Raw genomic sequence first — 23,366 nt, 5'->3', positions numbered from 1 at the left:
ACTTAAGAAAAAACCGGCACTAGGCCGGTTTGGTCTTAACGCTTTGATTTTACTGGTGGGCGGTGCAGGGTTCGAACCTGCGACCCTTGCCGTGTGAAGGCAATGCTCTACCGCTGAGCTAACCGCCCGAAGGGGTGCGAATCGGGCCGCAGATGTTAAAGGTCGCCGCCCTTTTGGTCAAACCAACCCCACTCCCTGCCCCCACAACCCCCGCCCTACCGCGACTTCGAAGCCCGCAGCCCACTGACCCCAGCCGGCGGCGCGAACGAATCGCTGCGCGCGTCCGCCCAGAAATCCCGGAAAACCGCGTGCTCCGGCACCTTGCTCAACAACTCCCCCGGCTCCAGAAAATTGAACAACGCCGCCAGCGACCGGATCTCCACCGGCGAAATCCGCCGCAGAATGTGCTCCGGACCCAGTTCCTCCGGATGCTCCAACCCCGCCGCCCCCAACAGATCCCGCAGCGCCTTCAGCGTATTGCCGTGGTACTGCTGCACCCGCACCGCCTTGTCCGCCACATCCAGATGCCGCCAACGGTTCGGATTCTGCGTCGCCACCCCCGTCGGACACTTATCGTTATGGCAACTCTGCGACTGGATGCAGCCCAGCGCGAACATGAACCCCCGCGCCGAATTGCACCAATCCGCCCCCATCGCCAGGGTCCGCGCCAGATCGAACGCACTGGTGATGCGCCCGGCCGCCCCGATGCGGACCCGCTCGCGCAAACCCAGCCCCACCAGCGTGTTGTGCACCAGCATCAGCGCCTCGTGCATGGGCACGCCCACGTGATCGATGAACTCGGCCGGCGCCGCGCCCGTGCCGCCCTCGCCCCCGTCCACCACGATGAAATCCGGCAGGACCCCGGTTTCCTCCATCGCCTTGGCGATCCCGAACCACTCCCACGGATGGCCGATGGCCAACTTGAACCCGGTCGGCTTGCCGCCCGACAACTCGCGCAGCCGCGCCACGAATTCCAACAGACCCTTGGGCGTGGAGAACGCCGAATGCTTGGCCGGCGACACGCAGTCCACCCCCATCGGCACCCCGCGCGTGGCCGCGATCTCCGCACTGACCTTGGCCGCCGGCAACACCCCGCCGTGGCCCGGCTTGGCCCCCTGCGACAGCTTCACCTCGATCATCTTCACCTGCGGCGTGCAGGCGTTGGCGACGAAGCGCTCCTCGCTGAAAGTCCCATCCTCGGCGCGGCAGCCGAAATAACCCGAGCCGATTTCCCAAACCAGATCGCCGCCGGGTTCCCGGTGATAGGGCGAAATCGAACCCTCGCCGGTATCGTGATAGAAATGCCCGCGCCTGGCGCCCTCGTTGAGCGCGCGGATCGCATTGGCCGACAGCGCGCCGAAACTCATCGCCGAAATATTGAACACACTGGCGCTGTACGGCTGCGCCGATTCGCCGCCGATCACGATGCGGAAATCGTGCGATTCCACTTCCACCGGCGCCAGCGAATGATTGAGCCACTCGTAATCGACGCTGTAGACGCTTTGCTGGCTGCCGAACGGCACCACGTCCATCACGCCCTTGGAGCGCTGATAGACCAGCGCCCGCTGCTGGCGCGAGAACGGCACCTCGGCGGTATCGCCTTCGATGAAGTACTGGCGCATCTCCGGGCCCACCGATTCCAGCCCGTAGCGGAAGTGCGCCAGGATCGGATAATTGCGGCGCAGCGTGCTGCGCTTCTGCAGCAGGTCCCAAGTACCCAGCAGCGCCACCGCACCGAATCCGGCCACGCCCCACCACCAGGCGGACGACTGCAAGGCCATCGAAAAAGACAGAAAAGCCAGCGCGATGCTCAACCCATAGGCCAGATAACGACTCATCGCGCTCCCCGCGTATTGTTTCCAACGTTTGTTTGCGCTGCGCCGCCAGCGAAAGCGGCCCAGACAACTCTATTCCCGACAACTCTATTCCCATAGCCCCGTAGAGGCGAGCGGCGAAGGCACCCCCGTCTGCGGACGGAATTCCTGGCGCTGGTCCTGCTTTCGACCCGGCGACGCCAGAAAGCCCTCCTTCTTTCACCTCGCTGATTTCCGTCGCGATCCGCTGGGCACCGGATCGCCTGCGCCACCGCGCGTCACTCCAAACCGTGATGGGAGTCCGCGTTCAGCACTCCGAAAAGGAATGAACGAACCAGGGCGTTAACCTCGTCCCGACATCAATGCGGGGCGATTGGTGCATGCTGTTTCATGATCGGAGTCGAAGCGATCACTTTCCACCATGCATTGCAATCTTTGCTCGGCCGGGGGCGACCAATTGGAAGAAGGCAAGACGTCTGACAACGCACGACCACGACCCACCAGTTCGGCCCGCGCTTTTGCGATCTCGGGAACGATATTGGCGTTGGTGCTGGCGTTCGGACTCGTCTACGTAGTCGTCAACGACCGCGCCGTGAGGCTGGAAGGCGCGCAGAGGCAAAGTTCCGCGCTCGCCGCCGGCGCGGCGCGCCTGCTGCAGTACGAATTCCGCAACGTGGAGCGGGCGCTGCTGGGCGTGGCCGGCGATGCCGAGCTGCTGTCCACTAACCCGGACCCGAGCGTGCTGTTGGAGAACATCGCCGGCGTAGCCAGCAGGCAGCGCGAGCTCGAGAACATCGTTCTGGTCGATCGGCAAGGCCGCGCGCTGCTCGGCGGGCAAGGCGATCCCACGCTGCCGCGCTGGATCGCAGCAAGCAAGCCAGGGCCGGGCAGCGCGTTGCGGATCGGCCATTTGTACAAGTCGCCCCGCGGCCGCTGGCTGCTGCCGGTCGCGGTTCCGTTGAAACGGGACGGATATGTACTCGCGCGCTTCAGAGTCTACGAACTGCGGAGCGTCATCGCCGGCCTCGACACCGGCCGCAACGGCACCGTTGCTATTACCGATCGGGACGGCACCTTGCTGGCACACAACCCGGAAGCGGTGAGACTGGTCGGAAAAACTTTTCCCATACCGCATGCGGCGGCGGCGCCGAACGTTCCGCAAACCAGCGAAATCGATGGCGTGCCCCGCCTGGTTGCGACGGCCGACCTGCCGGAATATTCGACCCGTCTTACCGCAGGCGTCTCAGCCGGCGATGTCCTAAAGCCGTGGTACCTGTTGTTGGCGACCGCCATTGCGGTCTATCTGGCCTACCTGTTGGTTTACGTCTACCTGTTGATCGTCCTGAAGAAAACCGGCGCGGCGCAGGAAAAACTGTTGGCCGAAATACAGGAAGGCGCTTCCAACCTCAGCCTGGCTCAGGAGGTCGGTGGCGTAGGCACTTGGATCATGTGGAAAGACTCCGGACACCTGCAGTGGTCGGACAACGTGAACCCGATGCTCGGCATCTCCACTGCGCAGTCTTCGGCTTCGCTCGAGGAGTTCTATGCCTTGGCCCATCCCGACGATCGCGCGGCGCTCGCGGCCGTGATCGAAAACGCGTGGACTACGCAGGAGAAGTTCGAGACCGAATACCGGACAGCCGCCGAGAATGGTCTAGTCAAGTGGATTTCGTTGTGGGGCGCATCGGTTCGCGATCACGATTCGCGATGGAAGATCACCGGAACGATCGCCGATGTGACGCCACGGGTGGAGGCCCAGAAACGAATCGCCGATGCGGAACGGCAGTTCAGACTGATATTCAACGAGAATCCGTTGCCGTTCTGGGTGTTCGACGTCGCGACGTTGAAGTTTCTCGAAGTCAATTCCGCTGCGATGGCGCAGTACGGCTATTCCAGGGACGAGTTCCTGAGCATGTCGATACTCGACCTGCGGGCGGACGAAGACAAAGACAAACTGCTGGCCGACCTATCGGCGGGCCGCGAGGGGTTTCATCTGCCCCAGGTATGGACCCACCGCCGCAAGGACGGTTCGCTGTTCGAGGTCAATATCCATACCGCGGATCTGGAGTTCGGCGGCAAGCCGGCGCGACTGATCCTTGCCGAGGACATCAGCGCCAGCATCGAATACGAACAGCAACTCTCCTTCCGCGCGTCCCGCGATTTGACCACCGGCTTGCTCAATATCGACGAGCTGACCAAGCGCTTGGAACGGGACGTGGAAGACGGGCTTCCGTTCAGTGTGGCGAACCTCCAGATAAAAGGGTTGGATCTGATCGCCGATACGCAGGGCCGGGCGTCGAGCGAAGCACTGCTGAGGGCGATAAGCCACAGGCTTACGGAGCTCGTCGGCGAAGAGGATCTGGTGGCCCACCTGCCCTCCGATACGTTCGTCGTGGCGGTAAGGCATGGGGACTCGGCACAGGCGGCGAACGAAGCGCTGACCGATGCCATCTTGCAACCGATCGAATCCCAGGGCCGGCCCTACCATCTGGAGGCATGGATCGGTTCCGCCGAATTTCCCACGGACGGAGGCGACGCCGCAGAGATCGTCAGGAACGCTGCGCTGGCCGCCCATGTGGCCAGCGCCAAACAAGTCCGCTCAACGCCCTATGTCCCGGCGATGAGCGTCGCCGCGATCGAGCAACAGGAACTGGTTCTGCGCATCAGGCAGGCCATCAACGCCGGAGAGTTGGTGCTGCATTTCCAAGCCATCGCCGACACCGACAGTCTCCGGACCAGCGCCCTGGAAGCGCTGGTGCGCTGGCCGCAACCGGATGGCACCTTCATTTCTCCTACCGAATTCATTCCGCTGGCCGAAAGCTACGGGTTGATCACCCAATTGGGCCAGTACGTGCTGGATCAGGCGGCCGCGAGCCACAGGACCCTGGAGCTAGCCGGATTCGGCCACATTCCCATCGCGGTGAACGTTTCGGCCCAACAGTTCCTCGACACGGATTTCTATCGTTCGGTTGCTGCTGCGGTTTCCAAACACGGGCTGCGCCACGGCGCGTTGCACGTCGAGCTGACCGAAAGCATCATCATGAACGAGCCTCAACGGGCGATAGAAGCGATGCGCCATCTGCAAGCGGCGGGCGTCCTCACTTCGATCGATGATTTCGGCACGGGTTTCTCCAGCCTCTCCTACCTCAAGCACCTCCCTCTCGACTTTCTCAAGATCGATCAGTCCTTCGTGGCCGACGTCCATTCCAATCCCGGCAGCGCAGCGATATGCCGCGCGCTGCTGACCCTCGCCCACTCTCTGGGTCTATCGGTGGTGGCCGAAGGCGTCGAAACCCCAGACCAGTACCGCTGGCTCAAGGCGAACGGCTGCGAACACCTGCAGGGTTACTTCATCGCGCGGCCGCAGCCGTTGGACGCGGTGATCCGTTCTCTTGAGCAAGCAAGGGGGTAGGCAGACTCTTCAAGCGGCCCGCAACTGCCGCCTGTAGTTCTCCAGATGCTGGTCGGTAGTACCGCAGCGCAGTTCGAACGCGAGCAGACGTTTGAAGTAATGGCTGACGTCTAATTCGTCGGTCATGCCCATGCCGCCGTGCAACTGCACCGCCTGCTGGCCGATAGTGCGCGCCGCCTGACCCATCAGCGTCTTTGCCGCCGACAGCGCGGCGCGGCGCGCGGCTGGATCGGGATCGGTGCAGCGCGAAGTCGCCAGGTACGACATCGAACGCGCCTGCTCCAAGTGCATCAGCATTTCCGCCATCCGGTGTTGCAGCGCCTGGAAACTGCCGATCGGCGCGCCGAACTGCACGCGCGAGCGGCTGTAGGAAATCGTCGCAGCCAGGATGCGGTCCATGGCGCCGAAGGCTTCGGCGCACAAGGCGGCCAGTGCGTAGTCCAGAACCGCCTGCAGCGATTCGCGGGCCTCTCCGCCCAGGCGCGAATCGGCGGACAAGGCTACCTTGTCGAAAACGATATCCGCGGCCCGCTGCTCGTCCACCGTGGTGCACGACACCAGACTGACGCCGGCGGCATCGGCAGCAACCGCGAATACGCCCAGCCCGTCGCCGACCCGCGCCGACACCAACAGCAGATTCGCCGCCGGCGCGTGATAGACCGCGGATTTGCGGCCGCTGAGTTCCCAGCCCTCGCCGTTAGGCGTGGCCCGGGTTTCGACATTCATCGCATCGAAGCGGGTGGAGGCTTCGTCGTGCGCCAGCACCGCGATCGATTCGCCGCCGGCCAGCGCCGGCAGCCAGGTCGCGCGTTGATCGGGCGAAGCCATGCGCACGATGGCATGGGTCGCCACCACGGCGCTGGACCAGAACGGCTCCAGCAGCATGCCCTCGCCTATCGCATTGCCGACCAGCATCGTGCCGACCGCTCCCGCGCCGATGCCGCCTTCGTCTTCGGGAATATTGATCGCCAGCAGGCCGAGTTCGGCCAGTTGCGCCCACACCTCACGCGACCAGCCCTCGGCCGAGGCACGCACCTGATTGCGGTGTTCGAAACCGTAGCGCTCGGCGATGAAGCGGCGGGTGGTGTCCAGCAGCATCTGTTGTTCGTCGTTGAAGGAAAAGTCCATGGTGGTGCTCCTACAGTGCGTGCCTTAGAGTCCGAGGATCATGTGGGCGATGATGTTGCGCTGGATCTCGTTGGATCCGCCGAAAATGCTCAGCTTGCGCAGGTTGAGATAGGCGGCGATGGCGCGCGAGCCGTCGTCGTCGGGCCGATAGGCCAATGCGCCCGGACCCAATAGCTCCACCTGCAGCTCGGAGATGCGCTGCATGATCTCGGTGCCGCGGATCTTCAGCATCGACGCTTCCGGCCCCGGCGCATGGTTGGCGGCCTCGGCGAAAATCACCCGCATGTTGGTGACTTCCAGCGCGGTCAGTTCGATTTCGACCTGCGCGACCTTGCTGCCGAACAGCGGATCCTCGAGCAGGCTGCGACCTTCCTTCATCACCTTGGCCGCATCCTGCTTCAAGCGCTGCAGCTCGCGCTTGGAGGCGCCGATGCCGGCGATGTTGGTGCGCTCGTGCCCGAGCAGGAACTTGGCGTAGGTCCAACCCTGGTTTTCCTCGCCCACGCGATTGGACGCGGGCACGCGCACCTCATCGAACCAGATCTCGTTGACTTCGAAGGTTCCATCCAACAAACGCGTCGGCCGCACGCTGATACCGGGCGTCTTCATGTCGATCAGCAGGAAGGAAATGCCTTTCTGCGGCTTGGCGGTCGGATCGGTGCGCACCAGACAGAAGATCCAGTCGGCGAACTGGCCCAGCGTGTTCCAGACCTTGCGGCCGTTGAGCACGTAGTCGTCGCCGTCGCGTTCGGCCTTCATCTTCAACGAGGCCAGGTCCGAACCGGAACCGGTTTCCGAATAACCCTGGCACCACCAGTCTTCCGCCGCCAAGATGCGTGGCAGGAAACGCTGCTGCTGTTCGGCGCTGCCGTAACGCATGATCACCGGCGCCACCATCTTGAGGCCGAACGCGAGCTGCGCCGGTGCGTCGGCTAGGGCGCATTCGGTTTCGAACAGGTATTGCTGGGTCTTGCTCCAACCGGTGCCGCCGAACTCCACCGGCCACGCCGGTGCGCCCCATCCTTTCGCATGCAGGATCTTCTGCCAGCGCACGATGTCGTCGCGGATCTGGCTGGCATCGTCGCGGCTCATGCGGTCGCGGATATCGGCCGGCAGCTCGGCGGCGAGGAACTGCCGCACCTCGTCGCGGAACGCTTGCTCTTCCAGGTTGAAATCGAGATCCATGCGGACTCCGTTGTCGAATCAGGTGATGGTTGAAGGGTAGTAACGGACCAGCATCTGCGCGACGCAGGCGGGCTTGTCGCTGTGTTCCAGTTCGACGGTCGCGACCCAGTGCGCCTGCACGCCGCCGGCGACCGATTGCAGGCGCTCCAGTGCCAATCGCGCACGAACGCGTTGGCCTGCAGGCAGCGGCGCCGGAAACCGCACGCGATCCAGCCCGTAGTTGACCGCCATGCCGACGCCGTCGATGCGCAGGCAGTTGTCCAGCAGGTGCGGCAATAGGGAGAGCGTCAAGTAGCCGTGGGCGATAGTGGTTTTATAAGGCGACTCGAGTTGGGCGCGCTCGGGATCGGTGTGGATCCACTGCTGATCGCCGGTGGCGTCGGCGAAGCGCTGGATGCGCGCCTGGTCGACACTCAACCAGTCGCTGCAGGCGACTTCCTGCCCCATCCACGCAGGCAGGGCATCGAGATTTTCGATTATGCGCATGAGCAGGCCTTGGCTCAGGCGATCTCGAACAGGCCAGCCGCACCCTGGCCGCCGCCCACGCACATGGTGACCACGGCGTACTTCACGCCGCGACGCTTGCCTTCGATCAGCGCATGGCCGACCAGGCGCGCGCCGCTCACGCCATAGGGGTGGCCCACCGCGATCGCGCCGCCGTTGACGTTGATGCGCTCATGCGGAATTTTCAGAATATCCATGCAATACAGCACCTGCACGGCGAAGGCCTCGTTCAATTCCCACAGGCCGATGTCTCCCGCTTTCAGGCCTGCACGCTTGAGCAATTTCGGCACCGCGAACACCGGACCAATGCCCATCTCGTCCGGCTCGCAACCGGCGACCGCGAAGCCGCGGAAGATGCCGAGCGGCTGCAGGCCGCGTTGTTCGGCCAGCTTTGCGTCCATCACCACTGCGGCGGAGGCGCCATCGGAAAACTGGCTGGCGTTGCCCGCGGAGATCGCGCCGCCGGGGACTGCGCTGCGGATTTTCGCGACGCCTTCGTAAGTCGTGTCGGCACGAATGCCTTCGTCGGCGGCCAAGGTCACTACCCGCGTCATCAACTGCCGGGTGTCCGGATCGGCGAAACCCGCCAGGACGGTGATCGGCACGATCTCGTCGTCGAACTTGCCGGCCGCCGCCGCGGCCGCCGCGCGCTGCTGGCTTTCGGCGCCGTAACGGTCCTGGCGCTCGCGCGAAATGCCATAGCGCTTGGCCACGGTTTCGGCGGTTTGCAGCATCGGCCAGTACAGCTCCGGCTTGTGCCGCAGCAGCCAGCCTTCGCTGAGCATGTGCTGGTTCATATACGGCTGCACGCAGGAAATGCTTTCCACCCCGCCGGCGACATGGATATCGCCTTCGCCCGCGAGCACGCGTTGCGCGGCCATGGCGATGGTCTGCAAACCGGACGAACAGAAGCGATTCACGGTGGCGCCGGGAACGGTCACCGGCAACCCGGCGCGCAGCGCGCTCTGGCGGGCGATGTTGACGCCGGTCGCGCCTTCGGGATTGGCGCAGCCCATCAGCACGTCTTCGACTTCGGCCGGATCGACGCCGGCGCGAGCGACCGCGTGCTGCACCACATGGCCGCCCATAGTCGCGCCATGGGTCATGTTAAGGGCGCCCTTCCAGCTCTTGGCCAGGCCGGTGCGTGCGGTGGAAACGATGACGGCTTCTTTCACATTATTTTCCCGGTCGAATGCGTTATGACGTCTGATTGGGTTTACTCGTCATCCCAGCGGCTTTAAACAGCCGAGTGGCTAGTCAACCTGGGATCCATCCGGCTTCGCAACATGAAACGCGAAAATCAAAATGGGTCCCAGCTTTCGCTGGGATGACGATGTAAGTCTATGGATTGAAAGAATTCCCGGACTCGGCCAGTTTCACCAGCAGCGGTGCGGGTTCCCAGGCCTTGCCTTCATGCCCCTTGGCGTAGCGGCGCATCGCGGCCAGCACGTTGTAGAGGCCGACGCTGTCGGCATAGAACATCGGACCGCCGCGCCAGATCGGGAAGCCGTAGCCGGCCAGGTACACGATGTCGATGTCCGAGGCCTTGGCGGCGATGCCTTCTTCGAGAATGTACGCGCCCTCGTTGACCAGCGCGTACACCAGGCGTTCGACGATTTCTTCGTCGCTGATGGCGCGGCGCGCGATGCCGAGCTCCTTCGAATTCTTTTCGATCAGCTCGTCGACTATCGGCGAGGGATAGGCGGTGCGGTCGCCGGTCTTGTAGTCGTACCAGCCGGCGCCGGTCTTCTGCCCGTAACGGCCGAGTTCGGCAACCCGGTCGGCCGTCTTCGAATAGGTCATGTGCGGCTTTTCCACGTAGCGGCGCTTGCGGATCGCCCAGCCGATGTCGTTGCCGGCCAGGTCGCCCATGCGGAACGGTCCCATGGCGAAACCGAACTTCTCCATGGCGCGATCCACCTGCTGCGGCAGCGCGCCCTCATCGAGCAGGAAACCCGCCTGGCGGCTGTACTGTTCGATCATGCGGTTGCCGATGAAGCCGTCGCAGACGCCCGACACCACCGCGGTCTTGCCGATCTTCTTGGCCAGCGCCATCACCGTGGCCAGCACGTCCTTGGTCGTGGCCTTGCCGCGCACGACTTCCAGCAGCTTCATCACATTGGCCGGACTGAAGAAATGCATGCCCAGCACGTCCTGCGGACGCTGGGTGAAGGCGGCGATGCGGTCCACGTCCAGCGTGGAAGTATTGCTGGCGAGGATGGCGCCGGGCTTGGCGACCGCATCCAGCTGGGTGAACACCGCCTGCTTGACGTCGTATTCCTCGAATACCGCTTCCACGATCAGGTCGGCATCCTTCAGCGCGTCATAGGACAGCGTGGGCGTGATCAGGCCCATGCGCTGCTCGACTTGCTCGCTGGTCAGCTTGCCTTTCTTGGCGCTGTTCTCGTAGTTCTTGCGGATGGTGGCCAGCCCACGATCCAGCGCGTCCTGGTTGCTTTCCAGCAGCGTCACCGGAAGGTCGGCGTTGAGGAAATTCATGGCGATGCCACCGCCCATGGTGCCAGCACCGATCACGCCGACCTGCTTCACCTCGCGCAGCGCGACTTCCGGTCCGATATCGGCGATCTTGCCGGCGGCGCGTTCGCCGAAGAAGCCATGGCGCAGCGCCTTCGATTCCGGTGTCTGGATTAGCAGGGCGAACGCTTCGCGCTCGGCGTCGATGCCCTTGTCGAAAGGCTGCTTCACCGCCGCTTCTATCGCCTCCAGGCATTTCAGCGCCGCCGGATAGTGGGCCGATGCCGCGGCGACGGCGGTGCGAGCGAAGCCGAGAAAGCCCTCCGCGTTGGGGTGGTCGATCTTCCAGTCGCGCACTTTGGGCAACGCGCCCGAAGTCGCGGCTTCATTGGCCACGGCGATAGCCGCGTCCAGCGTGTTGCGTTCGACCACGCGGTCGAACAATTTCGTGGAAGCCAGCTTCCCTGCCGGAACGGGCGTGCCCGAAACGATCATGTTCACCGCCGTTTCCAGCCCCACCGCACGCGGGAAGCGCTGGGTGCCGCCTGCGCCCGGCAGAAGCCCCAGCTTCACTTCCGGCAGGCCGATCTGCGCGCGCTTGTCGGCGACGCGATGGTGCATGCCCAGCGCCAGTTCCAGTCCGCCGCCCAAGGCCAGGCCTTCGATGGCCGCGACCACCGGTTTGCCGCTGCGTTCGAAGGCGGCGATCACCGTGGGCAGGGTGGGCTCCATGCCGGCTTCAGGCTTATTGAACTCGCGGATGTCCGCACCGCCGGAGAAGGCGCGCGGACCTCCCGTGACCACGATGGCCTTCACCGCTGCATCGTCCAGCGCCCGCGTCAGCGCCTCAAGCAGGCCGCGCCGCGTCTCCAGGCCGAGGCCGTTGACCGGCGGATTCTGCAAGGTGAGGATCGCGACGCCCTCGCGGGTTTCATACTTGACTGACATGACTGCTTCCTGTTTTTGGCGTAGCGACGCCTCGTGAATGACCGCGACCAGACGATCGGCGATCGTCACGATAAGCACGGCGCGATGTCGGAGTCATGCCGCCGCCAGCCGTAGGCAGCCGTCGCTCAGTTCCGGGATCACGTCATGCGTATCGAACTGCGCGGCGCAATCGACCTCATGCTGCAGGCCATGCGCTTGCATGATCCGCCCCACCCGCGAGGCGTGCAGCGTGGTCGACGCATCGCAGCCGCGATAAAGCAGTACCGCCGCCAGCGCGGCGTCGGTCAGCGCATAGGCGCCGGTGCGTTCAAAGTGCGCGGCGATATGCCCGGCACCGTAGAAGTCTTCCAGATTGAAACTGTCGACCGAACCCGCGCACAGCAGCAACACCTGGGTCTGCGGATGCCTGCGCGCGACATAAGCGGCCAACGCCGCGCCGTTCAACAGCGCGCCTACATAGACATGCGCGGCGGCGGCCGCGTTGTGCAAGGCCACGGTGCCATTGGTGGTGGCGTAAACCAGGGTGGAACCGCGGATCCCAGTATTAACAAGCGCCAGGGGTGTAGGCGGGCCGAAGCCAGGCAGCCCCTGCGCCAGGTACTCGCCAGCGAGCATCGGTGCATGCAGAAGCGCGGCGATGCGTTGTGCGTCTGCGGCGTCGCGTGCGGGCCAGATGCGATCGATGCCCTGGGCGAAGGCATGCACGATGGTGGAGGTCGCGAACAGCACGTCGAGCACGATCACTACTTTGTCCTGGAGGCGCGCCGGGTCCAGTTCCTCCTTCTTGAAAAGCACGTGCAGCTTGGGCATCGATGTTTTCCCAAAGTTCCACATAATGGAACTAATAGTTCGCGTATGAACCATCGTACTTAGCCGCGGTTGCTTCGACAAGCCGAAAAACACTTGCTTGCCAGAACTCCATTCGCCCTCTTAGGATGCGCTACGATTCTTAGAACCTAGTTCCGTTGTATGGAACTATGCCCACGTGGAGTTCGCATGGATTTCTCTTACAGCCCCAAGGTCGAAAATCTGCGCGCCGAGCTGATGCGCTTTTTCGATGCCTCCATCTATCCCAATGAGGTCGTGTATCAGCAGCAGCTTCGGCGGAACCGCGCCGCCGGCAACGCCTGGGTGCCGGTGCAGGTCATTGAGGACCTGAAGCCGTTGGCGCGTGAGCGCGGCCTCTGGAATCTGTTCCTGCCGAAGTCCTCGCGCGCGCCGCAGGGCTTGTCCAACCTCGAATATGCGCCGCTGTGCGAAATCATGGGGCGGGTGATGTGGGCGCCGGAGGTGTTCAACTGCTCCGCGCCCGACACCGGCAACATGGAAACCCTGGAACGCTACGGCAGCGATGCGCAGAAGGATCGGTGGTTGGAGCCGTTGCTGGCCGGCGATATCCGCTCCGCGTTCCTGATGACCGAACCGGCGGTAGCTTCTTCCGACGCCACCAACATCCAGTGCTCCATTCGCCGCGATGGCGACGACTACGTGATCAACGGACGCAAGTGGTTCGCCTCGGGCGCCGGCGACCCGCGCTGCGCGCTCTATATCGTCATGGGCAAGACCGATCCGACCGCGCCGACCCATCAACAACAATCGATGGTGCTGGTGCCGGCGAACACGCCCGGCATCGAGGTGATTCGTCCGCTGCCGGTATTCGGCTACGACGACGCGCCGCATGGCCACATGGAAATCGAACTGCGCGAGGTACGCGTGCCTGTCGACAACCTATTGCTGGGCGAAGGGCGCGGCTTCGAAATCGCGCAGGGACGTCTGGGGCCCGGCCGCATCCACCATTGCATGCGCACCATAGGCGTCGCCGAGCGCGCGCTGGAGCTGTTGTGCGAGCGCGTGCAGTCGCGCGAAGCCTTCGGCAAACGCATCGCCGACCACTCCGTCTGGCACGAGCGCATCGCCGAAGCGCGCTGCATGATCGAACAAGCGCGTCTGCTCACGCTGAAGGCCGCCTACCTGATGGATACGGTGGGCAACAAGGTTGCCCGCGCGGAGATCGCGATGATCAAGGTAGTCGCGCCGAACATGGCCTGCCAGATCATCGACTGGGCCATCCAGGCCCACGGCGGCGCCGGCGTCACCGAAGATTTTCCGCTGGCCGGCCTGTATGCGGGCATCCGCACCCTGCGCATCGCCGATGGGCCCGATGAAGTCCATCGCGGCACCATCGCCCGGCTGGAGTTGGCAAAGCATGCGATCCGCGTTGATCCCATTAATTCGGTTTGACGACAGGAATCCTATGAAAGCCATCGTCTGCGAAGCCTGGGGACCGCCTTCGTCGCTGCGACTGCGCGACCTGCCCTCGCCTGTCCCCGGCCCTGCGCAAGTGTTGGTGCGCACGCGCGTGGCGGCAGTGAACTTTCCCGACGCCCTGATCGTGGCCGGCAAGTATCAGTTCAAACCCGAGCTGCCGTTCTCGCCGGGCGGCGAACTGTCTGGGGAAATCCTCGCCGTCGGCAGCGAGGTCAAGCGGCTTGCGGTCGGAAACAAGGTAGTCGGCATCACCCTGTTCGGGGCCTACTCCCAAGAGGTGTTGGTCGACGCGAGCAATATTCTTCCGTTACCGGATGACATCAGCGACGAAGATCTGGAACTGGCGGGCAGTTTCGTGCTGACCTATGGCACCTCGCTGCATGCTTTGAAGGACCGGGCGCAGGTACAGGCCGGCGAAACCTTGCTGGTGCTGGGCGCCGGCGGCGGCGTGGGTCTGGCCGCGGTGGAAATCGGAAAACTGCTGGGCATGCGCGTCATCGCCGCCGCATCCTCGGCCGACAAGCTGGCGGCGGCGCGGGAACACGGCGCCGACGAGACCATCGATTACCTCAGCGAAGACCTGCGGGAACGGATCAAGGCACTGACCGGCGGACGCGGCGTGGATGTCGTCTACGATCCGGTCGGCGGCGACCTGGCCGAACCGGCGCTGCGCAGTGTCGGTTGGCGCGGACGCTATCTGGTGGTCGGCTTCGCCGCTGGAGACATTCCGAAAATCCCCGCGAACCTGTTGCTGCTGAAAGGCAGTTCGCTGGTGGGCGTGTTCTGGGGCGAATTCGTGCGGCGCGAGCCCGCCTTGAATGCCGAGAACATGGGCTTGCTGTTCTCCTGGCTGCGGGAACGCAAGATCCGTCCCCTGATCTCCGAACGCTACCCGCTTTCGCGGGCATCGGAAGCGTTGGACACGCTGCTTGCGCGCAAGGCCATCGGCAAGCTGGTGGTGCTGCCGCAACAGGTCGATTGATCGTCCTTCCCGGTCGCTAGCTACCCACCGGATTGTTTTCCACCAGCGCATACAGGACGCGCAGATCGTCCACGGTCAACTCGGTGCTGGCGTCGTCGATTGCCCGGAAATGGATGCGAAACGCACGGATGGCAGCCGGGTAATCGTCCATCGAGTAGCCGAGAATCCGCAGCGCGGAGCGCGGATCGAAATTGGCAGGTGGGTCGGTCAATGGCGTTACTGGCCAACGCCCGAATCCCGCCTGGGCGAGTCGTGCCCAGGGAAACAGCGGACCCGGATCGGTCTTTCGGGTAGGCGCCATGTCGGCATGGGCGATGACCTGGTAGCGCGGGATACCCAAGCGCTTGCACAGGTCTTCCAACAGCACCAAGAGTTTGTCGATCTGTTCGGAAGAAAACGGCTCGATGCCGTTATTGTCCAGCTCGATGCCAATGGAAGCGGAATTGACGTCGCTGATCGTGCCCCAATTGCCGGGACCGGCATGCCATGCGCGGCGATCTTCGGCGACCAGCTGGTAGAGCGCGCCGTCGCGGCCGATCAGGTAATGGGAACTGACCGGACCGCCACTGTTGCGCGTCCGCAGGGTGTGCAGGCTTTGTTCGACCGAATCCTGCGTGGTGGCGTGGATCACGATCAGAATGGGTTCGCGCGCGTTGTGGTTGGGCGATGGCACCCAGCGCGCCAGCGCATTGTGCGGCGGCGTGTGCGCGCAGCCGGCCAGTAGCGCGATCAGCAGGGTCGCCCCGATTCGTAGCGACCACCGCCCTTGTTTTATTGCGCGCTCTTGATCGAACCCCACCATGCTCACTGTCCTTGCCCGATCGCCAGTTCGGCGATTGCCTTGGCGGTCGCATACGGTTCCGGATCGTCCCGGTTGCTGAGCACGATCACGGTCAGATGCCGCTGCGGGTAGCGCGCGATCACATTGCGGAAACCGATGCTTTCGCCCGAATGCCATAAAGTCTCGCCGGTAATGCGCCAGCCGAAACCATAGCGGATGTCGGGCTCGTCCGTGGTTACGTGGGGCGTGAACATGAGTTTTCGCGACCGGTCGCTCAGCAAGCGGTCGTCGTATAGCGCAGCGTCCCACTTGGCCAGATCATCGATGGAGGAATAGACGCCGCCGTCGCCCAGTACTGCACTGGTCGTACTTTGATCGGTGCGGATCCAGCCGGCTGCCGACTCGCTATAGCCGTAAGCCCGGTCGGCGACGGCGGGACCGCCTTCCACGAAGGCCAGCGTGTGCGTCATGCCCAGCGGCTGGAAGACGCGCAATCGCAGGAAGTCGGCGAACGATTGCCCGGACGCGCGTTCCACCATCAGCGCCAGCAGCGCATAGCCGCTGTTGCTGTAACGATAACCCGAGCCAGGCGCGAAATAGGTTTTTTCCTGGGTTTCCAGCAGGCGCAGTACGTCGGCATCGTGCAGCTGTCCGGTGAAATCGGACGGCATCACGTCCTCGTAGTCGATCAAGCCCGCACTATGAGTCAGCAAATGGCGAACGGTGATGGAATCGGCTAGAGCCGGCAGCGATGGCAACCAGCGCCGCACGCTGTCGTCCAGGCTTATACGTCCGTCTTCCACCAGTAACAGGATCGCCGCGGCGGTGAACTGCTTGGTGACCGACGCCAGCCGGTAGTTGGTGGCCGGCGTGGCGGCGATCCGCTGCTCCCTATCCGCTAAACCATAAGCCTTGCGCAACAAGGGGACGCCATCGCGCAGTACCAGGACCGAAGCACTGGGCGCGTCGCCGGCATAATTTTCCATCATTGCGTCCACCTTTTCGGTGGGGAAACCATTCTCAGCGATAGCGGAAACAGGCGTCATAAGCAGGAGTAAGAGAAGCGTACGCATGGAGGGAGTTCCGCGCAGACGTGCAAGACAGCTATTCGATGGGAATGTCGTAGATCGCCTTCGAATCGTGAGAGGCAAGCGTGTAGTGCCACCACTCCTGCGGATAGTTCTTGAAACCCTGCTGCGCCATGGCGCGCAGCAGGCGCTGGCGATTGTCGCGCTGTAGTTGCGTGACTCGCGGTGAATCTGTATTTGCGAGCGTGTCGAAGAAGTCGAATTCCGTTCCCATGTCCAGCGGCACGCATTGATCATCCGCTACGCGACAGTCCAGCAAAGTAAGGTCCAGGGTGGCGCCGCGGCTATGGCCGGAGACCGGCGCGATGTAGTCGCCGAGCAACTGGGTCTTGTCCAGATTGGGGTAGTAACGGGACTTGGTGCGCTGGTCCTGCAGGTCCGCGGCCCAACGCACGAAATGGCGAACCGCCCGCGCGGGACGATAGCAATCGAACACCCGCAGACGGAATCCTTCCTGGCGCAACGACTGCTCGACGCGCTGCAGGGCCTGCGCCGCTGGGTCGCGTAGGTAGCAGCGGGCTGCTGCATAGCCTTGCACCGGAACCCCAACGAAATTTTCCGAGCTGGCATAACGGATTTGCTCGGAGATGTCGGGGATCAGGGTGCGGATATCGACCAGTCCGGCTTCGGCAAACGTACGCGCGGCGGACAACTCAGGCAGGGACGCAGAAGGCGATGTCGGAACGGAGGCGCAGCTTGCGCACGCCAGGGCGATCCACGCGAACAGAGCGGCGCCGCGGATCGCACGCTGCGCCTGCTTAGTCACAGTCGCGTATCCGTTCGAAGGCCAGATCTTCGTAGTCGTAGCTAAAGTCCGCTTCCGGGTCGACCTTGGCCAGGGTCAGCCGTGCCGGCTGGGAAGGACCGCCCGTGTGGAAATCCAGCCATGCTTCCGCATCCACGCTATCGCGGTCCCAGTCCACCAGATACCGCGAACCGCTGCGCAGGATGCGGCCGGAGAGCAGCGGCGATTTTTCCGAAACGAAGCGTGCTTGCCCGCCTTCGGGGCAGATGCGCACCTCGCCGAACCAGGGATCGCGATAGACGCCCCACCATTGAGCGAATTGCTTCGAGGTAGGCGCCTCTCGCCCGAGGGCAGGCTGCGACGTCGCAGAGTGTTTCGATTCTGATTCTTTCGCGAGTTCATCGGCGTAGTAAGCCACCCCGCGACTATCTGCCGGCTTGGTGAATCGCTTCAGCAGCACTTCGTTCAACACCGCGCGCGCCGCCTCCGCTTCACCGTTGATCAACACTACGAAGCCCGATCTGCGGTCCGGCAACAGGGACATGACCGAATACATGCCCGACAAGGTGCCGGTATGCGACACGGTATACGCGCCATCGATATCGGCGATGCGCCAGCCGTATCCGTAAGCGTACAGGCGAGTGCCATCCCACGCGCGGCGGCGGGCGGAAATGGGCATGGGCGTGCGTGGAACCCACGCGGCCTGCCGCTGTTCAGGCGACAGCCAAGCCACCTGCGCGGCGTCGGGTGCCAGCCAGTTCTTCGCCCATACCAGCATATCGTCCAGACTGCAGCGGATACCGCCGGCCGCAGCCATAACCAGCGGGGTCACGGCTGCGTCGTCCGCCTTGACCACCACGTTGCGGCCATCGATGCGGTTGTGGGGCTGGGCGACATCGCCCACCTCATCGGGCCGCCATGCACCCACCCGGCAGCGCGACAATCCCAGCGGCTGGAACAGTTCCCGTTGGACCAGTTCCTCGTAGGACGCGCCGCCCGCGGCTGCGGCGACTTCGCCCGCCACTACGTACAGCAGGTTGTCGTAGGCATAACCGGAGCGAAAGCTGTAGGCGGGCTTGATATGCGCCAGACCGGCGATGATGTCGGCGCGGGTGAAACGATTCGGTTCCGGCCACAGCATTAGATCGCCGCCACCCTCGGGCAAGCCGCTGTTGTGCACCAGCAGGTCCTTGACCTGCATGTTTTGGGTGACCCACGGGTCGTACATGCGGAACGATGGCAAATACTTGATCACCGGGTCTTCCCAGCGCAGCTTGCCGGCGTCGACCAGCCGGGCGAGCACGCTGGCAGTCATGGCTTTGCTGTTGGAAGCGATCTTGAACAGGGTTTTGGAGGTGACCTGCTGACCGGAACCAGCGGCCAGCTCGCCTCGCGTTCCGACGTAGACGGTCTTGCCGTCTTCGATCACGCCCACGGCGATTCCCGGAAGCTGGTAGCGGGCAACCATTTCATCAACGATCGCGTCGAATTCGGTATTGCCAGGGCGCCCGCTCGCGATGCTCGAAGATTCTTCGCCCGCCAGTGCGGACAACGGAAGAAGCAGAATCAGCGCAAGCGCGGAAGCGATCCTAACGGGGCCGGACACTACAAAGCCCTCCACGACGTGGCCGCCTGCTCTCCCGCCACCATATCCTCGAAGGACTGCCTGCGCCGGATCACCGCGTAGCACCCGTCGTCGACCAATACTTCAGCTATCAGCGGTCTGGAGTTGTAGGTCGAAGACATCGACGCACCATAAGCTCCCGCGCCGTGGATCGCCAGCAGATCGCCTGGCGCGCACGGCGGTAGCAGGCGCGCTACGGCGAAAGTATCGCCCGTTTCGCAAACCGGGCCGACTACGTCGTACGCCACGCTCGGCTCGGCCTGGCCTTCGCCCGCCGATATTTTTTCGATGTCGTGCCAGGCTTCATACAGACTGGGGCGCAGCAGGTCGTTCATCGCCGCATCCAACACCAGGAATCGCCGTTGTCCATTGTCCTTGGTGCGCAGGACTTTGGTCAGCAGCACGCCCGCTTCCGCTACGAGATAGCGGCCTGGCTCGAGGATTATCCTGCCCTCGAAGCCGGCCAAGGCTTCTCTTATCGCCTGCACGTAGGCATGCAGATCGACTCCTCGGTCGTGGCCCTTGCGGTACACCACTCCCAGACCGCCGCCGACATCGATGCTGTCGATGTGATGTCCGTGGCCGGACAGTTCACGCCAGAATGCGGCCAAGCGCTGCAATGCCTGCCGCAACGCTTCCAGCTGCAATATCTGCGATCCGATGTGCATGTGCAGTCCGTCCAGGCGCACGTTACCGTGCCGGCCGGCATCGGCGAACCAAGTCCTGGCTTCATCGATACTTACACCGAATTTGTTCTCGGCCTTGCCGGTGGAGATCTTGCCGTGGGTAAGCGCGTCGACGTCGGGATTGATACGCACCGCGGCGCGGGCAATGACATTGCGCTGATGGGCGATACGTTGCAGCGCCGCCAGTTCGTCGGCCGATTCGACGTTGAAGCGGCCTACGCCGGCATCCAGCGCTTCCGCTATCTCCGCATCGGACTTGCCGACACCGGAAAACACGATCCGCGAGGCCGGAATACCGGCCCGCAGGCTGCGACGCAATTCTCCCGAAGAAACGATGTCCGCGCCCACGCCGGCCTTGGCCATCAGTTGCAGGATGGCCAGGGTGGGGTTTGCTTTCACCGCGAAACAAATGACCGCATCCATGCCTAGCAACTCATGCTGCAGACCAGCGATGCGCTGTCGGATGGCGTTGGCCGAGTAAGCATAGAAGGGAGTAGCCAGCGCGTTTCCCAACGCATGCAGGTCGATGCCGTCGAACTGTTTGCTCTCCAGGACGGCAGACGGGCTTGCCGGTGTCGTCGCTGCTCCCGCCGAATCGGTAGAACACTCCAAGACTGTAAACCTCCTGTGCATCGGATCGATGCGCGCTTTTTACTGCACGCCTATCCGTAGAGCCTATGCCTTCATCCGAGAAGGCGCAGCCGTCATTGCGACGACCGCGCCCTCAGCTTTGCAGAGGGTCGGAAATCAGAAATTCCAGGTCACCACCAGTTGCATATAGCGCGGCGATTGCCAGACGGTGCCCTCGCCGAAATACGGCATCCTGGTTCCGGGCGTGCTTTCGTAGCGCGAATGAACGTTGACCACGGTCTGGCTGTTCAGCAGGTTGTACACGGAGAAGCGCGCCTTCAGGTCAACGTCCTCCACCGGAAGCGTCCAGGTCACGCTGGCGCTGAGATCCTTCAGCCATGGCATGCGACCGAACGCGCCGCGCTCGCTGTACACCAGTTCGCGGTTGATGCTGGAGCAGTTCGCAACGCACAGCCAGCCCGAGCCGCCGCCGCTGAACTCGCCGGGACCAAAGCCACGATTGTCGTTGGGCCAGCGCACGCCAAAGGCGGTAATCGGGCCGCCGGATCGCGCGGAGAACGAGGCGCCGAAGCTCCACATTTCGTTGAGCTTGAAGCTGCCGCGCAGTTTGATCTGGTGGCGGGAGTCGTTGAACAGCACGCCATAGCGCTCATTGACCGCCGGGTGATCGTAGAACTGCACCAGGTTGGTGTCGGCGTAGCCCGTGTCCGAATTCACCGGGCCTTCGATATTGCCTTCGCTCTTGGACCAGAGATAGCTGGCATTGAACGCCCATTTGTCATCCCAGGCGCGGTCGAGCTGGAATTCAACCGCCTTGTAGGTGCGTTTGGGCTTCTTGTAGCCCATGATCGCCCCGCTGCCAGAGGCGATGTAGCCATCCTCGGAGGAATCGAACGTTACCCAGTCGTTGGTATCCGGGCACCACAGGGTGTTGGTTTCGCCCGGGTTGATGATGGGGAAATCGCCTGAATACCAGGAGCAGCCCGCAACGTGATTGATGCGCGTGTCTTCCACGGCACGGTTCACCTTGCGGTAGGTCGCATTGACACCATAGGACCATTCCTGGTTGATTGCCTGCTGGAACCCCAGGATGTATTCGTCCTGGAACACCTGCTCCAGGTCCCGGGCGACCACGGTCCGGAAGTCGGTGGGCGCCGGGATGTTGCCATCGTCGTTCACGGGGCCAATCTGCTGGCCCAGGATCGGCGACAGGTAGGTGCCCGCGACCGGATGGTCCATCTGTGTCCAGCCATCGAGCACGTAGTAGGTATGCTCGTCCGTAGTGCCGGCGAAATAATCAGCAAGCTTGTTGGTCAGCGGAATGTAGTAGCGTCCAGCATTGCCGAACAGCTTGGTCGTGCCGTCGCCCTTCATGTCCCAGCTGAAGCCCACGCGCGGCGAGATCATGTCGCCGAAATCGGCCTCGGTGAAGGTCACTCCCGACGCGTACTTGTTGTGGAACTTGTCGGCGCGCAGGCCCAGGTTCAGCACAAGGTTGGGAGTTACGCTCCAGATGTCTTCCACGTAGATCGCTTGCGCCACGGTGGTGACGGGAGTGCCGGTGACATAGCGCCGAGCATCGACAATCGCGGTGGTGCCGGCGGGAATGATCCCGCCGCCGGGAAGACTTCCACCAGGCGTGGCGGCCTGGACCTGGTAGCTCCTGCCGTCGCCCGGGTAGATCGTGGAGGCGTCCGAGTCCATCACCTCCCTGTCCGCTCCGAAACGCAGAAGGTGGTCGCCCAGCGTCCACTCGAAATCCAGGCGCGCGGCCTCGCGCTTGTCGTGGCGGGTGTTGATGCTGACATCGGTCGGGTGGCAACCTTCGGGAGTGGTTTCCCGGCCGAACCTGCCGGTGTAACTCCCGGAACGGGTGACGATGCTGCAATCGGGATCCTGCGTACTGCTGTTGGCCGCACTGCGCTTGTTCACGCCATACATCGCCTTGGCGACGAAGTCATCGGTGAGATGACCGGTGTAGGTGAGCGACCAGTTGTCGCCACCGGAGTTCGAAATGCTGTCGCCCTTCAACCTGTCGAGGGTGCCCGCAGCCCACGTGTAGGCGTAGACGTCTGCCGGGGATTCGGCTTTGTCGGAAAACGCCAGCAGTTCCAGCGAGTGGTCGTCGTTGATGCGCCAGTCGAACTTGGCTCCCCAGAAGTCGTCGTTGCTCTTGGTGAGGAACGCGACGTTGCCATCGAAGTCCTTCGGACTGCTGTCGCGGTTCTCGTACATCGCGAAGAAGAACAGCTTGTCCTTGACGATCGGACCGGACGCCCACAGGTTGGTCTTGTAGAAAGAGTTCGAGTCGCGACTGGTGTAACCGCGCTCGTCGACCGTGCCGTCGGAATGGTAATGATCCTCTTTCTCCGAGGCCCAGGCCGCGGGCTCCAACGTCACCTGCGCTCCGGACTGGAATTCGTTGCTGCCCGAACGCGTCACCGCATTGATGACGCCGCCGGTGGTGCGCCCGAATTCCGCCGAATAGCCACCGGTCTTGACCTGGAATTCCTGGTAGAAGGCGAATGGCACCGACGAGAAACCCTGGCGTCGGTAGGAATCCGTCACGTTCAGGCCATTGATGTAGACGGCGTTCTCGGCCACCGACGAGCCACCGAAGGTAAGGCCGCCAAAGGTGGCGCCCGACGCGACCACACCCGGCGCCAGCAGCGCGACGGAAGCCAGAGTCTGGTCCACCGGCAATCGGGCCAGTTCCTGGCGGGTGATGTTGGTCGCCGTTTCGGTGGAACGCACGTCGACGCGGTTGACAATGCGCGAACCGATCACCTGCACTACATCCAGGTCTACTGCGCCGCCGCCGGTTAGGTTCACGGTGGTGGTGCCACCCAACGACACGCTGATGGAAATCGGCGCACCGCCGCCTGCCACCAGGGTGTAGTCGCCAGGCGGCAATTGCGCCACGCGGTAAGTGCCTTCCTTGCCGACCGTCACCGTACGGCTCAGGCCGGTGTCGGGATTGGTGACCGTGATCTGGTCCCCGGCGTTGGCACGTCCGGCCACGGCGCCGGTCACGCTTTGCGCCATCGCCAACGGCGCCATAGAGGCGAGACATGATCCCAATGCGATACACAGAGCGGCCCTACGCAAAACTTTGCTGTTCATCCCCGATCTCTC

16 protein-coding genes and 1 tRNA gene are annotated in these 23,366 nt (G+C 63.3%); 3 read left to right on the top strand and 14 right to left on the bottom strand.

Going from position 1 to position 23,366, the window contains the following annotated elements:
* Window positions 1-53: 53 nt before the first annotated feature.
* Together AC1DTQ_RS02335 and AC1DTQ_RS02330 are read right to left on the bottom strand one after the other, a co-directional pair.
* Window positions 54-128 (bottom strand) — tRNA-Val (locus AC1DTQ_RS02335).
* Window positions 129-215: 87 nt separating this feature from the next.
* The gene (locus AC1DTQ_RS02330) at window positions 216-1,838 is read right to left on the bottom strand and encodes an FMN-binding glutamate synthase family protein (protein WP_477847608.1); all 1,623 of its coding nucleotides are present in this window, start codon (window positions 1,836-1,838) and stop codon (window positions 216-218) included.
* A 397-nt stretch (window positions 1,839-2,235) separates the two neighbouring features.
* Between AC1DTQ_RS02330 and AC1DTQ_RS02325 the strand changes: the two genes are divergently transcribed.
* Complete coding sequence (locus tag AC1DTQ_RS02325; protein WP_477847606.1) at window positions 2,236-5,226, top strand: bifunctional diguanylate cyclase/phosphodiesterase; 2,991 nt, start codon at window positions 2,236-2,238, stop codon at window positions 5,224-5,226.
* Window positions 5,227-5,235: 9 nt separating this feature from the next.
* Here AC1DTQ_RS02325 and AC1DTQ_RS02320 read toward each other — a convergent pair whose 3' ends face one another.
* From AC1DTQ_RS02320 to AC1DTQ_RS02295, 6 genes are all read right to left on the bottom strand, one after another.
* Window positions 5,236-6,354 (bottom strand): acyl-CoA dehydrogenase family protein, encoded by a 1,119-nt coding sequence (locus AC1DTQ_RS02320; protein ID WP_477847605.1) that lies wholly within the window; start codon window positions 6,352-6,354, stop codon window positions 5,236-5,238.
* 24 nt (window positions 6,355-6,378) lie between these two features.
* On the bottom strand, window positions 6,379-7,539 hold the full coding sequence (locus AC1DTQ_RS02315; RefSeq protein ID WP_477847603.1) for an acyl-CoA dehydrogenase family protein: 1,161 nt from the start codon (window positions 7,537-7,539) through the stop codon (window positions 6,379-6,381).
* A gap of 18 nt (window positions 7,540-7,557) precedes the next feature.
* Window positions 7,558-8,025 (bottom strand): MaoC family dehydratase, encoded by a 468-nt coding sequence (locus AC1DTQ_RS02310; RefSeq protein WP_477847602.1) that lies wholly within the window; start codon window positions 8,023-8,025, stop codon window positions 7,558-7,560.
* 14 nt (window positions 8,026-8,039) lie between these two features.
* Complete coding sequence (locus AC1DTQ_RS02305; RefSeq protein WP_477847601.1) at window positions 8,040-9,218, bottom strand: acetyl-CoA C-acyltransferase; 1,179 nt, start codon at window positions 9,216-9,218, stop codon at window positions 8,040-8,042.
* Window positions 9,219-9,384: 166 nt separating this feature from the next.
* The gene (locus AC1DTQ_RS02300) at window positions 9,385-11,466 is read right to left on the bottom strand and encodes a 3-hydroxyacyl-CoA dehydrogenase NAD-binding domain-containing protein (protein ID WP_477847600.1); all 2,082 of its coding nucleotides are present in this window, start codon (window positions 11,464-11,466) and stop codon (window positions 9,385-9,387) included.
* Between the two features lie 93 nt (window positions 11,467-11,559).
* Window positions 11,560-12,276, bottom strand: coding sequence for a 2-phosphosulfolactate phosphatase (locus AC1DTQ_RS02295; protein ID WP_477847599.1), 717 nt, complete (start codon window positions 12,274-12,276; stop codon window positions 11,560-11,562).
* Between the two features lie 186 nt (window positions 12,277-12,462).
* Here AC1DTQ_RS02295 and AC1DTQ_RS02290 point away from each other — a divergent pair, with 186 nt between their 5' ends.
* On the top strand, window positions 12,463-13,707 hold the full coding sequence (locus AC1DTQ_RS02290) for an acyl-CoA dehydrogenase family protein (RefSeq protein WP_477847598.1): 1,245 nt from the start codon (window positions 12,463-12,465) through the stop codon (window positions 13,705-13,707).
* Between the two features lie 13 nt (window positions 13,708-13,720).
* Complete coding sequence (locus AC1DTQ_RS02285; RefSeq protein WP_477847596.1) at window positions 13,721-14,716, top strand: NADPH:quinone oxidoreductase family protein; 996 nt, start codon at window positions 13,721-13,723, stop codon at window positions 14,714-14,716.
* Between the two features lie 16 nt (window positions 14,717-14,732).
* Here the strand turns inward: AC1DTQ_RS02285 and AC1DTQ_RS02280 are convergent, their stop codons facing one another.
* The 6 genes from AC1DTQ_RS02280 to AC1DTQ_RS02255 form a co-directional block, all read right to left on the bottom strand.
* On the bottom strand, window positions 14,733-15,518 hold the full coding sequence (locus AC1DTQ_RS02280; protein ID WP_477847595.1) for an N-acetylmuramoyl-L-alanine amidase: 786 nt from the start codon (window positions 15,516-15,518) through the stop codon (window positions 14,733-14,735).
* Between the two features lie 2 nt (window positions 15,519-15,520).
* Window positions 15,521-16,543: a serine hydrolase domain-containing protein gene (locus tag AC1DTQ_RS02275; RefSeq protein WP_477848345.1), complete on the bottom strand. Its 1,023-nt coding sequence runs from the start codon at window positions 16,541-16,543 to the stop codon at window positions 15,521-15,523.
* Between the two features lie 58 nt (window positions 16,544-16,601).
* Window positions 16,602-17,351, bottom strand: coding sequence for a M15 family metallopeptidase (locus AC1DTQ_RS02270; RefSeq protein WP_477847593.1), 750 nt, complete (start codon window positions 17,349-17,351; stop codon window positions 16,602-16,604).
* Window positions 17,344-18,936, bottom strand: coding sequence for a serine hydrolase (locus AC1DTQ_RS02265; protein WP_477847592.1), 1,593 nt, complete (start codon window positions 18,934-18,936; stop codon window positions 17,344-17,346). Before AC1DTQ_RS02265 ends, AC1DTQ_RS02270 begins: the two co-directional genes overlap by 8 nt.
* On the bottom strand, window positions 18,936-20,252 hold the full coding sequence (lysA, locus tag AC1DTQ_RS02260) for a diaminopimelate decarboxylase (RefSeq protein ID WP_477847590.1): 1,317 nt from the start codon (window positions 20,250-20,252) through the stop codon (window positions 18,936-18,938). The genes AC1DTQ_RS02265 and lysA overlap by 1 nt, the downstream gene beginning before the upstream one ends.
* Before the next feature lie 135 nt (window positions 20,253-20,387).
* A complete protein-coding gene (locus AC1DTQ_RS02255; protein ID WP_477847589.1) occupies window positions 20,388-23,354 on the bottom strand; it encodes a TonB-dependent receptor in 2,967 nt (988 codons plus the stop codon).
* Between the last annotated feature and the right edge of the window lie 12 nt (window positions 23,355-23,366).

The sequence above is a fragment of the Pseudoxanthomonas sp. P4_B2 genome (assembly GCF_056402315.1).
The sequence above is the reverse complement of the archived record's forward strand: the minus strand, read 5'-3'. Positions and strand labels throughout refer to the sequence as shown.

Bases quoted from the DNA above. Each gene is read 5' to 3' on its own strand.
- AC1DTQ_RS02285 (WP_477847596.1), top strand. From the start codon at position 13,721: ATGAAAGCCATCGTCTGCGAAGCCTGGGGACCGCCTTCGTCGCTGCGA.
- AC1DTQ_RS02275 (WP_477848345.1), bottom strand. From the start codon at position 16,543: ATGACGCCTGTTTCCGCTATCGCTGAGAATGGTTTCCCCACCGAAAAG.
- AC1DTQ_RS02320 (WP_477847605.1), bottom strand. From the start codon at position 6,354: ATGGACTTTTCCTTCAACGACGAACAACAGATGCTGCTGGACACCACC.
- AC1DTQ_RS02255 (WP_477847589.1), bottom strand. From the start codon at position 23,354: ATGAACAGCAAAGTTTTGCGTAGGGCCGCTCTGTGTATCGCATTGGGA.
- AC1DTQ_RS02290 (WP_477847598.1), top strand. From the start codon at position 12,463: ATGGATTTCTCTTACAGCCCCAAGGTCGAAAATCTGCGCGCCGAGCTG.
- AC1DTQ_RS02295 (WP_477847599.1), bottom strand. From the start codon at position 12,276: ATGCCCAAGCTGCACGTGCTTTTCAAGAAGGAGGAACTGGACCCGGCG.
- AC1DTQ_RS02310 (WP_477847602.1), bottom strand. From the start codon at position 8,025: ATGCGCATAATCGAAAATCTCGATGCCCTGCCTGCGTGGATGGGGCAG.
- AC1DTQ_RS02330 (WP_477847608.1), bottom strand. From the start codon at position 1,838: ATGAGTCGTTATCTGGCCTATGGGTTGAGCATCGCGCTGGCTTTTCTG.
- AC1DTQ_RS02315 (WP_477847603.1), bottom strand. From the start codon at position 7,539: ATGGATCTCGATTTCAACCTGGAAGAGCAAGCGTTCCGCGACGAGGTG.
- AC1DTQ_RS02300 (WP_477847600.1), bottom strand. From the start codon at position 11,466: ATGTCAGTCAAGTATGAAACCCGCGAGGGCGTCGCGATCCTCACCTTG.
- AC1DTQ_RS02280 (WP_477847595.1), bottom strand. From the start codon at position 15,518: ATGGTGGGGTTCGATCAAGAGCGCGCAATAAAACAAGGGCGGTGGTCG.
- AC1DTQ_RS02325 (WP_477847606.1), top strand. From the start codon at position 2,236: ATGCATTGCAATCTTTGCTCGGCCGGGGGCGACCAATTGGAAGAAGGC.